Origin of the sequence: Streptomyces sp. NPDC057743 (assembly GCF_042798755.1) — a bacterium.
Classification (GTDB): domain Bacteria; phylum Actinomycetota; class Actinomycetes; order Streptomycetales; family Streptomycetaceae; genus Streptomyces.
The window spans coordinates 245878-257940 of sequence record NZ_JBHVJX010000008.1; the positions used below are offsets into that span (position 1 = coordinate 245878).

The window sequence follows — 12063 nt, forward strand, 5'->3', positions numbered from 1 at the left end:
GGTCTCCTAGACGAGGTGCGGCCGCTCGGCGAGCAGGGCGCCCGCGAACCCGTTGAAACTGCTGTGCAGGCTGAGGACGGAGTCGATCCGCCGCTTCCGGGGCGCGCCGGTGACGAAGTCGGTGCCGCCGTCCGGCGGGGTCTCAAGGTGCGCGATCGGCGGCAGCTCGCCGGCGGCGAACAGGCTGGGCGCCAGCGCCAGTTCGGCCAGCGGGCCGGCGGCGCCCAGGGTGCCGATGACCGGCCGCACGGAGCTGACCGGGACGCCGGAGTCCTTCAGCAGTGCGCGCAGCAGCTCGGTCTCGGCGGCGTCGTGCTGGACGGTGCCCCGGCCCTCGGCCAGGACCGCGCCGAGGCGCTCCGGCGTCACCCCGTGGGCGGCCAGCAGGCCGCGGGCGCTCTCGGCCAGCGCGGCCGGGCCGACGGCACTGTCCACGGTTGGCCGCAGCGTGGTGCCCAACACCGTGACCAGGGGTCGGGCGCCGCGCGCCGCGGCGTCCCCGGCCCGCTCCAGGACCAGCGCGACGGCGCCCTCGGCGAGCACCGTGCCGTCCCGCTCGGCGTCGAAGCTGCGCAGCGAGGCGGCGCCGCGGCCGCCGGCGGTGAGGTTGCCGGCGCGGTACTGCGCGGCCAGCTTCAGCGGCTCGTTGAAGCTGCCGGCGCCGACCACCAGCGCGGTGTCGCAGTCCCCGTGGCGGAGGCTGAACGCGGCCCGCTGGAGGGCGCCGAGGGCCGCGCCGGCGTCCTGCACGAAGGCCGCGCAGTCGCCGCGGAACCGCTGGGCGATGCTGACCAGCGCCAGGGTGTTGTTGTTCAGCGCCCGGATGACGGTGAACGGGTTGAACGTCGCGGCGTTGCCGAACGCCTCGGCCACCACCCGCGTCAGGTCCGCGCCCATTCCCGGCGAGGTGTCGGTGCGGGCCTGGTCGAGCGCCTTGTGGAAGGCGGCGACGCTCAGTTCGGTGGAGTCGTCCTGGGCCACGTAGAGCCCGCGCCGCTCCTCGGGGATCGCCTGCCAGCCCTCGCCGGCCGCCCGCATGGCGTCCTCGGCGGCCAGCACCGCGTTGAAGGTGAACGCGGTGCCGAACTTCCGCAGCTTGTGAGGGACGCTGTCCCGGCTGACCTGCTGCAGGTCGGCGGGCACGTGCCCGAAGTGGGTGATCTTCTGCGTCCGGACGTAGGGGTCCTGGTAGGGGACGAGCGCGGGCCGGCCCTCGCGCCAGGCCGTCCACAGGGCCTCGGGCCCGCGCCCGGTGGGCAGCACGGCGCCGATGCCGGTGACGACGATCGCGTCGGGGTCGAAGGCGCCGGGGTCAAACGCGCCCGGCCCGGCGCCGGGCAGGGTGTCGGTGCTCGAATCGATGTCAGTGCTCATAACCACGCACCACCAGACTGGCGTTGAGGCCGCCGAAGCCGAAGGAATTGCTCACCGCCACCGACACCTCCTGGTACCGCGCCTTCTCGGGCACGTAGTCCAGGTCGCAGGCCGGATCCGGGTTCTCCAGATTCAGCGTCGGGGGCACGATGCCGTCCCGTACGGACAGCACGGTGGCGATCAGCTCGGGCGCACCGGCGGCGGCGATCAGATGGCCCAGCATGGTCTTGTTGGCGGTGACCGCCAGCTTCCGGTAGTGCTCGCCGGCCGCGAACACGTCCTTGATCGCCCGGGTCTCGATCGGGTCGTTCAGGGGGGTGGAGGTGCCGTGCGCGTTGATGGAGTCCACCGACTCCGGCGCCACCTCGCCGTCCGCCAGCGCCCGGCGCATCGCCAGCGCGGCGCCCTGGCCCTCCGGGTGCGGGGCGGTGACCTGGTAGGCGTCCAACGAGCTGCCGAAACCGGCCAGTTCGGCGTAGATCGTGGCGCCGCGCCGGCGGGCGCTGGCCTCGCTCTCCAGCACCAGCATGGCGGCGCCCTCGGCGGCCACCAGCCCGCTGCGGTCCCGGTCGAAGGCCCGGCACAGCCGGTCCCCGAACAGCTCCGAGGTGGACGGGGCGCCCAGCAGGTGCAGCCCGGTCATGGTCGGCAGGTTGAGCACCGAGTCGGCGCCGCCCACCAGCATCGCGTCCACCTCCCCGCGCCGGATCATCCGGTAGCCGTGACCGATGGCGTGGGTGGCGCCGGCGCAGGCGGTGGAGAAGTTCAGCGCCGGGCCGCGCAGCCGGTGACGGGCGGCGATACCGGCGGCCAGCGCGTCGTTGGTGCAGAACAGGCCGCTGGCGCGGTCCAGTTGGGCGCGCCGCTCGAAGAGCGCCTGCCAACTGGGCTGGCCGTCCTCCCCGATGGCGTGCAGCAGCTCGTAGGGGTCCCTTTCGGGCACGCCGGAGCCGACCGCGGTGCCGATCCGGCCGACCGCGCCCGGGTCCGTGACGCCGGCGTCGGCCAGCGCCTGGGCGGCGGCGGCCAGCCCGAACCGGGTGCGCCGCTCCAGCGGCCCCGCCAGGCCCTCGTCGGCGCCGTAGCGGGCGGCGAACGCCGCGTCGTCGACCGGCGCGGCGTAGCGGACCGGGAAGTTGGGGGCGCCGGGCAGTTGCCAGGCGCGGATCGCCGAGCGGCCCGCGGTCAGGCCCTCCCACATGGTCTCCCAGTCGAGCCCCAGTCCGCAGACGGCGCCCAGCCCGGTCACCACGACGCGGCGGCTCATTTCTCGGCTCCTTCCAGTACGACGGCGCCCACCTGGCCGCGTGCGCCGCAGGCCAGCACCAGGGCCCGCGGGACGGGCAGCGGCTCCTCGCGGACCGCGTCGCCGTCGGCGACCAGCCGCCGGCCGGTGGCCAGGCCGTGCAGTGCCAGCAGGGTGTGCGCCAGCGGGTGGGCGGGGCCGAGCACCCCGGTGGCCCGCTCGCCGGTGAAGTGGGCGGGCCGGTTGGCCGCGCCGGCGAAGACCCGGTCCAGCGCGGCCTCTTGGGCGCGCGCGGCGGTGTGCGTCCAGGCAGCGTCGGGCAGCACCCAGCCGATCCCGTCGGCGTCCGTGCCGGCCATCTCCAGGGCCGCGTGGACGGCCTCGGCGAGCGCCTCGGCCCGGTCCTCCTCCCCGGCGCCGAAGGCCCGCCCGTAGCCGGCCAGCCGCGCCCCCGGGGCCGCGGTGCCGGCCCGGGGGCCGTCGGTGGCGTCCGGGCTTCCGTCGGCCCGTTCGGCGAGCAGGAAGGCCGCGCCCTCCCCGGGGACGGCCCCGTTCCACCCCAACTCCTCGTACTGGACGAAGAGCAGCGGATGCACCTTGGGGCTCACCGCCCCGACCAGCGCCGCCGCGTTCTCCCCCTCGGCGATCGACAGCGCCCCGTCGATCAGGGCCGTCAGCCCCGCGTCGGAGAACGGCGAGTACGCGGCCATCGCCCCGGTCAGCCCGAAGACCGCCGAGATGTGCGCGGCCGCGGTGCTGTTGAGGTGGGACAGCCCGCTGAACGGCGGGACCTCCCGGCCGTAGAGGGCGGCGACCTCGGCCGGCGAACCGGCGGCCCGGTGCAGCCCCTCCAGCGCGCTGAACCGCAGCAACTCCTCGTCGACCGTGGGCAGTCCGAGGTAGAGCCCCCATCCGGGGCCGCCCACCGGGCCGTCCGCCGCCGGGCCGGCCAGCGCCAACCGCGCCCCGTAGAGCGCCATCCGGGCCTGCTTCTCCGAGGTGCGCAGCACCCTGCGGTGCACCCCGAGGGTGGCCGCGTCCGGGTCGTCGACCACGTACGCGGTGTCGAACTCCGGCCAGGGGCCGGCGAGTTCCGCGACCGGCCGCCGGGTGTCCTTGCCGGCGACCAGGGCCTCCCACACCTCGCCCGGGTCGGTGCCGGCCGCCGTGTAGAGGCCGGGCGCGGTCAGTCGCACGTCGTGCGTCGTCATGGTCGCGCTCACCCCGCCTGGGCCAGGATCAGGGAGCAGTTCTGGCCCCCGAAGCCGAAGGAGTTGGACAGCACCGTCCGCACCCGCGCCGGGCGCCGCTCGGTGACGACGTCCAACCCGGCGGTGACCTCGTCGGGCTCGACGAAGTTGAGCGTCGGCAGCAGCGTCTGGCGCTCCAGGCTGAGCACCGACAACACCGCCTCGGCCGCCCCGCTGTTGGCCAACGAGTGCCCCATCGCGGACTTGTTGCCGGTGACCGGGACGTCGCCGACCCGCGCCCCGAAGACGGTGTGCAGGGCCGCCGCCTCACAGGTGTCGTTGGCCTCGGTCGAGGTGCCGTGGGCGTTGATGTGGTCGATGTCCTCCGGGGCGAGGCCGGCGTCGGCCAGTGCGGCCCGCATGCACACCGCGTAGTCCGAGCCGTCCCGCGAACTGGACGTCATCTTCCCGGCCTCGGTCACCCCGGCGTACCCGGCGACCTTGGCCAGGATGCGGGCGCCGCGCGCCTCGGCGTGCGCCCGGGACTCCAGGACGAGGAAGGCCGCGCCGTCCCCGATGACGAAGCCCGAACGGTCCTTGTCGAAGGGCCGGCTGAGCGCGCTGGGCTCCTTCCCCTCCGCCGGGGCGAGCGCGCCCACCCCGTAGAAGGCGGTGACCGAGGCCAGCGTGGTCAGCGTCTCCGCGCCGCCGGCCAGCGCCACGTCGAGCACGCCGCTGCGCAGGTAGCGGTAGGCGCTGCCAATGGCCATGCCGCCGGCCGCGCAGGCGTCCGCGCGGGTCTCCAGCACGCCGGTCGCGCCGAAGTAGTCGGCGAGCGCGGCGGTGGCGGTGTCCGGCTGGACCTTCTGGTGCCGGTGCGGGTCGAGCCCGCCGTCGGTGCCGGCGTCGTCGAGGCGGTCCAGGTAACCGTCCAGGTCCAGGGCGCCGGCGTCGTGGTCCACGTGGGCGGCCAGCGCGGTGAGTTCGGCCGGCTCCATGACCATGCGGTTGCAGGCGAGGAAGACGCCGCCGCGCTCGGTCTCCAGCCGCCGCGGCAGTCCGCTGCGCTCCCACGCCTGGGCGGCGGCGTGCCAGGCGAGCACGCCGGCCGGCCCCAGCGGCCCGGCCTCGGCCGGCGCCGCCCCGGTCAGCTCCCGCTGGACCTGGGGGTCGAGGTGCGCCGAGACGGCGCAGGGGACGCCCCACTCCGAGTGGAGGGGGTGCTCGGTGATGAGCGTGCGTCCTTCCGCGAGGTGGTCGAACAGGGCCTCCGGGTCGGTGAGTTGCCCGGCGACCAGTCCGATCCCGGTCACCACGACCTCGCGTTCGGGCCCGTCGGCCGCGGGCCCTGCCCCGTTGGTCGGGAGTTCGGCCCCGTTGGTTGAGTGGGGTGTCACTTGCTTTCCTTTCGCACGACTCGCACGACGAGCGACGCCTTGTGCACCGGCCGCTCGGCGGTCAGCCGACGGGCTGGGCGTCCCCGACGGCGACGAGCGCGGCCCGCACGCCCTCGGCCATCACCTCGTCACCGGTGGCCGCCTCCAACGCGGCGCCGCAGCCGGCGCAGATCGCCTTGCCGGACGCCGCCAACTCGGCCTTGTCCGCGCCGCATTCGGTGCACTGCTCGGGCAGGTGGTCGAAGATCGCGTGGGTGAAGGCGGCCCAGTGCGCGCTGGTGGCCGCCGCGGCGACCTCGTGCGGCCGCTGGCCGGCGTGCACCTGCTCCACGGAGTAACCGAAGGCGCTGCGGCGCAGCACGTCGGCGGCGAGCTCGGTGATCCCGCCGCGCTCGTCGTAGAGCCGCTCGGAGCCGCCGAGCGCATTGGCGAGCTGGTCCAGGACGTTCGACTTGGGCAGCGTCACGCCCAGCTTGGTCTCCATCTCGAAGCGGAATTCGACCAGGTCGAGGGATTCCGCACCCAGGTCGCCGACCAGGGTGGCGTCCGCGGTGATCTCGTCGACGCCGGTGCCCAGGACCTGGGCCAACCCCTCCCGCACGATGTCGTGGATCTGCTCGGCCGCATAGGGGTTCTGCATGGCTCTCTCCTCGTTTCTGAGCGCTTTCGACACCACCGTCGACCGGCCATGAAAATTCCCGGAAAACGGCAGCAGAAATTACTCGGCAGCGTGTTTTCGCGCGCGTTCCACCGGCCCCGGAAAACCCGTAGCGCGATGAATGCGCGATGCTAGGAGCCCGTTCGGCGAACCGTGGTGACAGCGCGCCGAATGTCAGTCGACGAGCGCCACGGCAGGCTGCCGCACGGCAAAGGTGAATGAAAGGTGAGTGGTGGTTTGCCCGTTGGGGCGTGACATGGCGTCGTCAACCCGACGCGCTGGGCCCATGGCACCAGGAACTTGCCCCGTGGGCACAAGAGGAAGGGAAAATTCCAGCTTAGGAATCCCCGAATTTAGACGCCTGCGTAGGCGTTACACATGGCCATCCCCCGTAGCAAATGATCCCCCGACACCTGCTTGCCAAGAACGGGCAGTTCCGTCGGTGGCCACATCGTTGTGACGCACTCACAAAGCCCGTCCCGCCCCACTACTGGAGGCACGACAAAAACGTTACCAGAGGCCCAAGAGAGCGTCACTCGTTTGTGCGATAGGTCACGTGACCCAGCGCCACAAGAAAGGGTTAACCACGAATGGTTCGCGGTAACGCGAAAATTAACGCGCAATTCACACGGTCCCGGCCCCACCGAAAAGCCCAGGAAGGCGGCGGGTTACCGCGCGTAAACGCCGCCACGAGGGCCGTTCAATTCCGGCCACGGCAACGTTTCCCGGCCACCGGCCCGACCGCCGCCCTCACCCGGCGACCTCCGCCCCCGCCGCCGGAAACTCCCGCTCCTCCTGGAGCCGCCGCGCATATCCGGCCAACCGCTTCCCCAGGTTCACACTCACTGCGCCGACCAACCGCCCCTCCCGGTAGTGCACCTCCACCATCTTCTGTGACCCCGGCTCCCCCTCCTCGACGACCACCCGATCCCCGCTCCCCGGCAGCCCCACCGACTTGATCCGCAGCCCGAACGCCGACGTCCAAAACGACGGCAGATGCACATACGGCTTTGCCCCCGCCGGCCCCACCAACAGGTTCCGCGCCGCCAACTCCCCCTGCGCCGCCGCATTGCTCCAGTGCTCCAACGCCACCGGCCCGTCCGCCGACCGCACCGCATCACACCGGGCCACGTCTCCGGCCACCACGAGCCGCGGGTCCGGCGCCGCGGCTTCCCCGTCCGCCCCTGCCTCCCTCGCGAACAGCCGCTCGTCGCAGTGCACCCGCCCCGCCGGCAGCGCCAACCCGGACCCCAGCAACCACCCGGTCGCCGGCACCATCCCGATCGCCACCACCACCAACGCGGCCGGCACCACGCCCCCGTCGGCCAACTCAACCCCGGCGACCCGACCCCGTTCCGCACAAAACCCCGTCACCCCGACCCCCAGCCGCAGCACGACCCCGGCCCGGCGCGCCGCGTCCGCCACCACGTCCGGCACCGTCCCACCCAACACCCGCAACGGCCGCCCGAACGGCTCCACCAGCGTCACCCGCACCCCGAGCCCCAGCCCGACCAGCGACGACGCCAGCTCCACCCCGACGAACCCAGCCCCGACGACGACCACCTCACGGGCCCCGCCGTCCACCGCCGCGCGCAGCGCCCGCACGTCGTCCAGCCCCCGCACCGTCAGCACCCCGGCCGGCACCTTCCCGGGCCACTCCCGCGCCCGCGCCCCGGTCGCCACCACCAGCCCGTCGTACGGCAGCTCCGCCCCGTCGGCGAGCCGCACCCGGCGCCGCTCCCGATCCAGCCCGACCGCCGCCGTCCCCCGGACCCAGCGGGCGCCGAAGTCCTCGGCGCCCGCCAGCCGGATGTCCGCCTCGGTGAGCGTCCCGGCGACCACCTGCTTGGTCAACGGCGGCCGGTCGTAGGGCAGTTCCGCCTCCTCCGACACCACCGTCAGCGCACCGGTGTAGCCCTGGGCCCGCAGCGACTCGCAGGCCCGGACGCCGGCCAGGCCCGCGCCCACCACGACGACCTCGCGCACGGCCCTCAGGCCCCCTCGACCGAGATCGCCCGCACCGGACACGCCCGCGCCGCGGCCGCCACCTTCCCCGCCAGCTCCGGCGCCGGGTCCGCCGCGACCACCAACTGCTCGTCGTCGTCCAGCGCGAAGACCTCGGGCGCCACCAGCGCGCACTGCCCCAGCCCGTCACACAGCTCGAAATCGACCTTGATCCGCATGCCTGCCTCCCCCAACTCCCCTATCGAACAAGCCGTTGCCCGGCGGGCATCCACCCGCCGCACCCCGCGGCCGGCGGCGCACCACCGACCGCGGGGACACTGAGCCCTACACCGTCTCCCGCGCGTACCGCAGCGGCAGCTCCACCAGCCCCCGGATCGCGTCCGAGGCCAGCCACCTGACCTCCCCCGCCGGCACCCCCAACTCCAGCGTCGGGAACCGGTCCAGGATCTCGTTCAGCGCGATCGTCGCCTCCTGGCGGGCCAGCCGCTGCCCCAGGCAGAAGTGCGGCCCCATCCCGAACGCCATGTGCTGCGCGGTGGCCCGCCCGATGTCGAAGGTGTGGCCGTCCGCCCGCACCTCCACGTCCCGGTTGGCCGCGTTCAGCAGGAACCGCACCAGCTCGCCCTTGCGGATGGTGACCCCACCGGCCTCGAAGTCCTCCAGCGCCACCCGGTTCACCGTCGTCATCGCCGACCCGCGAAACCGCAGCGCCTCCTCCACCGCCGGGCCCACCAGCGACCGGTCCGCGCGCAGCGCGGCCAACTGCTCCGGGTGCGTCAGCAGCTCGTGCAGCGCGTTGGCCAGCAGGTTCGTCACCGTGTCATGCCCCGCGATCAGCAGCACCGCGGCGAACGACGACAACTCCTCGTCCGTCAGCGCCCCACCGTCCTCGAACCGCGCCGCGATCAGCTCGCTCAGCAGGTCCTGGGTCGGCCGCTCCCGCTTCGCCCGGATCAGCCCGATGCAGTACCCGAACAGCTCGCCCGCCGACGCCTGCATCGCCTCCAGCGACGGCGCCGCCGAGATGTCCATCGCCCACTTCCGGAACGGGTCCCGGTCCTCGCCCGGCACCCCCAGCAGATCGCAGATCACCTCCAACGGCATCGGGTAGGTGAACGCGTCGATGAAGTCCGCCGTCCCGCTGTCGCCCAACTTCTCCAACAGCTGCCGGGTGATCTCCACGATGCGCGGCTCCAACTGCCGCACCGCCTTGGACGCGAACGCCGCGCTCACCAGCCGCCGGTACCGGGCGTGCGCCGGGTCGTCCTGCTCCAGCAGCATCACCTGGAGCCCCGGCACCAACGCCCCGTGCGGCGCGTGCACATGCACGTCGTTGGAGAGCCGGGGATCGCTCAGCAGCTCCCGGGTGAGCGCCGCCCCCAGCACCGTCCAGGTCTCCTGCTGGTTCAACTGCCGGGTACGGATGATCTCGTGGTCCGCGGCGAGCCGCTCCAGCTCCCGCTCCAGACCCGGCGTGGCCGCCAGCTCGGCCAGATCGATGACTTCGGACATGACGAACTCCCCCTAGAACTGCCATGACTGACGGGCGTCGGCCCCGCCCGGCGGCATCCCGCAACGGACCTGGGCCGACCGACCCCGAAGAAACCCGGCCCCGGACCCTTACGCCCGGCGGCCGGCACTGCACGCGCCGGAACGACTCCTCAGTCCCGGAGCAAACCCACTGCCTGGCGCGCGAGTTGCTCGTCCAACGCGCCCGACCGGCTCCCGGCGATCCCCGACCGCATCAGGGCCGCCCCCTCGACCAACGCCACAAACGTCTCGGCCCGCGCCCGGCAGAGATCGGCCGACCACTCCGGCCGCCCCTGCTGCACGAACGCCTCCACATGGGCGACGTACCTCCGGTAGAACTCCCGGACCACCGCGGCGATCTCCTCGTCCCGCGCCGCCAGCGCCCACACCTCGACATACAGCCGGACCAGCTGCGGGTCCTCCTGCTCGGCCAGCACCACCGCCACCACCTCGGCGGCGTCCGCCCGGCCCCCCTCCGTCACCTCGATGATCGAGGGGTCCGCCGGGTCCAACCGCAGCCCGGTGGTCTCCGCCAGCCGCTGCACGGAACGGTCCAACGCCCGCTCCAGCACGGCCTTTATCAGATCCGCCCGGGTCGGGAAGTAGTGCTGGAGATGCCCGACCCGCACCCCCGCCTCACCGGCGATGGCCCGCAGCGACGCATCCGCATTGCCCTTGGCGACCAGCACGGACTCGGCGGCATCCAGCAGACTCGTCCGCCGCAGGTTGCCCTGCCGGGTCAAGTGCGGCTTGCCGCCGTCCCTCTCCTCGCTCATGACACCGTGACCTCGACCCCGGCCTTCTCCAACGTGGACACCACGTCCTGCGGCGCCGGCGTCATCTCCGGGAACACCACCCCGCGCGGCGCCTCGAACCCGTCGGTCCCCAGCACCCGCCGCAGCCCCAACAGCCCGCCCAGCGCGGTGAGATGAGCCTGCCCCGCGGCGTCCTTGACCACCGCGGTACGGCGCTCGCCGCCCCGCCCGTGGACCTCGATCCGCAGCAGCGCGCTGCCGCCCTCACCCGGCGAGTACAGCATCGACCGACGGGTCTTCTCGAACTTCTCGCCCCGCCCCCACCGGAAGAACCCGGTCTTCTTCAACGCCAGCAGCGACGACGTCGACGAGTTGGCGCTGAACCCGATCCGCGTGATGGCGGTGTCCACCCCCAACACCAGCGGCAGCGTGAACTGCTCCGGCGTGTCGATCCGCGCCACCTTCGTCCGGTACCCGCCGATGTCCACGAACCCGGCGTCGCTCAACGGCATGATCGACCGCCGCTCGCCGTTCTCCACGACCTCGTAGTCCAGCCCCAGCCGGTCCATGAACTCCACCGAGTCCGTCCCGGCCCGGTCCTTCAGGTCGTACCGGATCGCGATCTGCACCCCGGACGCCCCGCCCAACTCGGCCGCCAGCGCCGCGGTGACCAGCGTGCTCACGCCGCCCATCCAACTCGACGACAGCAGCACCGGCGCCTTCGGCGGATGGACCGCGGCGACCGCGACGGCCCGCTGCAACCGCGCCGTCCACCGCGTGATGTCCACATACGGCACCCCGCCCCGCAGGGCGGCCAGCAACACCCGGTCGTCCGGGTCGTTCACCGTGCTGATCACGGCCCGGACCTTGGCCGAGAACGGCTCCGGATCGCTGAGGTCACAGCGCCGCACCTCCGCCCCGACCTCATCGGCCAACTCCCGCCCACGCTCGGGCGTGCGCCCGGTCAGCAGCAACGGCCAGGAGGGGGCGGCGAGCCGGGTCAGTTCGCCGCCGACGGTCCCATAACCGCCGACCACGAGCACCGGACCATTCACATCGAGCTGCAGGTCATCGTCCACACCCCAGACATTAGGTCACGCGACCTAGATTCACAACGGCCGTCATTGTCGCCCCCGTCACATAGAGTCGTCAGCCCACGGACCGTCTACTACCGCCCCCCACCGAGGAGTTGAGGCACCCGATGCTCATCGAGCACGTCCTCCCCCCGCACGCCGTAGGCGAGGACGCCCTCGGTGACCCACCGCCGACCGCCCCCACCGGCCTCTTCCCGGAGGAGGAACGCGCGATCGCCTACGCCGGCGACAAGCGCCGCCGCGAGTTCATCACCGCCCGCCAGTGCGCCCACCGCGCCCTGGCCCGCCTGGGCCTCCCCCCGGCCCCGCTCCTCCCCGGCCCGACCGGCGCCCCCGCCTGGCCCCCCGGCATCACCGGCAGCATCACCCACTGCGCCGGCTACCGCGCCGCCGCCGTGACCCGCACCACCGACCTCCCCCACCTCGGCATCGACGCCGAACCCCACGCCCCTCTACCCCCCGCCGTCCGCGAGGGCATCACCACCCCCGCCGAACACCACCACCTCCAGCACCTCACCACCACCCACCCCGACATCGCCTGGGACCGCCTCCTCTTCAGCGCCAAGGAGTCGGTCTACAAGACCTACGCCCCCCTCTCCCCCCGCCCCCTCGACTTCGACGACGCCGAAATCACCTTCGCCCCCACCACCCACACCTTCACCGCCCGCCTCCAACTCCCCCACCACCCCACCCTCTTCGGCACCTGGCACACCACCCCCACCCTCCTCCTCACCGCAGCCTCCCTCCCCACCCCCTGACCCCCACAACGCAAAAAAGCCCCGCCCCCAAGCCAAACCCGGGAACGAGACTCAAATACAACGCAAAGAAGCCCCGCTCCCCGAGTAAAACTCGGA

At 73.2% G+C, this 12063-nt stretch carries 11 protein-coding genes; 1 reads left to right on the top strand and 10 read right to left on the bottom strand.

All coding sequences use genetic code 11. From position 1 onward, the window contains the following. Positions 1 to 6: 6 nt before the first annotated feature. The 10 genes from ACFVFQ_RS12220 to ACFVFQ_RS12265 all read right to left on the bottom strand — a co-directional run bounded on the left by ACFVFQ_RS12220 (position 7) and on the right by ACFVFQ_RS12265 (position 11158). The gene (locus ACFVFQ_RS12220) at positions 7 to 1374 is read right to left on the bottom strand and encodes a beta-ketoacyl synthase N-terminal-like domain-containing protein (RefSeq protein WP_383413063.1); all 1368 of its coding nucleotides are present in this window, start codon (positions 1372 to 1374) and stop codon (positions 7 to 9) included. Next, a complete protein-coding gene (locus ACFVFQ_RS12225) occupies positions 1364 to 2641 on the bottom strand; it encodes a beta-ketoacyl-[acyl-carrier-protein] synthase family protein (RefSeq protein ID WP_383413066.1) in 1278 nt (425 codons plus the stop codon). Before ACFVFQ_RS12225 ends, ACFVFQ_RS12220 begins: the two co-directional genes overlap by 11 nt. Beyond that, complete coding sequence (locus ACFVFQ_RS12230; RefSeq protein WP_383413069.1) at positions 2638 to 3831, bottom strand: beta-ketoacyl synthase N-terminal-like domain-containing protein; 1194 nt, start codon at positions 3829 to 3831, stop codon at positions 2638 to 2640. Before ACFVFQ_RS12230 ends, ACFVFQ_RS12225 begins: the two co-directional genes overlap by 4 nt. Before the next feature lie 8 nt (positions 3832 to 3839). Further along, a complete protein-coding gene (locus ACFVFQ_RS12235) occupies positions 3840 to 5207 on the bottom strand; it encodes a beta-ketoacyl-[acyl-carrier-protein] synthase family protein (RefSeq protein ID WP_383413072.1) in 1368 nt (455 codons plus the stop codon). A gap of 61 nt (positions 5208 to 5268) precedes the next feature. Next, positions 5269 to 5847, bottom strand: coding sequence for an acyl carrier protein (locus ACFVFQ_RS12240; RefSeq protein ID WP_383413074.1), 579 nt, complete (start codon positions 5845 to 5847; stop codon positions 5269 to 5271). Positions 5848 to 6615: 768 nt separating this feature from the next. Continuing rightward, positions 6616 to 7851, bottom strand: coding sequence for an NAD(P)/FAD-dependent oxidoreductase (locus ACFVFQ_RS12245; protein WP_383413077.1), 1236 nt, complete (start codon positions 7849 to 7851; stop codon positions 6616 to 6618). A gap of 5 nt (positions 7852 to 7856) precedes the next feature. After that, the gene (locus tag ACFVFQ_RS12250; RefSeq protein WP_383413080.1) at positions 7857 to 8048 is read right to left on the bottom strand and encodes a ferredoxin; all 192 of its coding nucleotides are present in this window, start codon (positions 8046 to 8048) and stop codon (positions 7857 to 7859) included. Between the two features lie 106 nt (positions 8049 to 8154). Continuing rightward, positions 8155 to 9342: a cytochrome P450 gene (locus ACFVFQ_RS12255; RefSeq protein WP_383413083.1), complete on the bottom strand. Its 1188-nt coding sequence runs from the start codon at positions 9340 to 9342 to the stop codon at positions 8155 to 8157. A gap of 149 nt (positions 9343 to 9491) precedes the next feature. Beyond that, complete coding sequence (locus tag ACFVFQ_RS12260) at positions 9492 to 10136, bottom strand: TetR/AcrR family transcriptional regulator (protein ID WP_383413086.1); 645 nt, start codon at positions 10134 to 10136, stop codon at positions 9492 to 9494. Beyond that, positions 10133 to 11158 (bottom strand): saccharopine dehydrogenase, encoded by a 1026-nt coding sequence (locus tag ACFVFQ_RS12265; RefSeq protein ID WP_383413124.1) that lies wholly within the window; start codon positions 11156 to 11158, stop codon positions 10133 to 10135. The genes ACFVFQ_RS12260 and ACFVFQ_RS12265 overlap by 4 nt, the downstream gene beginning before the upstream one ends. Positions 11159 to 11316: 158 nt before the next feature. Between ACFVFQ_RS12265 and ACFVFQ_RS12270 the strand changes: the two genes are divergently transcribed. Then, entirely contained in the window at positions 11317 to 11967 is a 651-nt protein-coding gene (locus ACFVFQ_RS12270; RefSeq protein ID WP_383413088.1) for a 4'-phosphopantetheinyl transferase, read from the top strand. Positions 11968 to 12063: the final 96 nt, after the last annotated feature.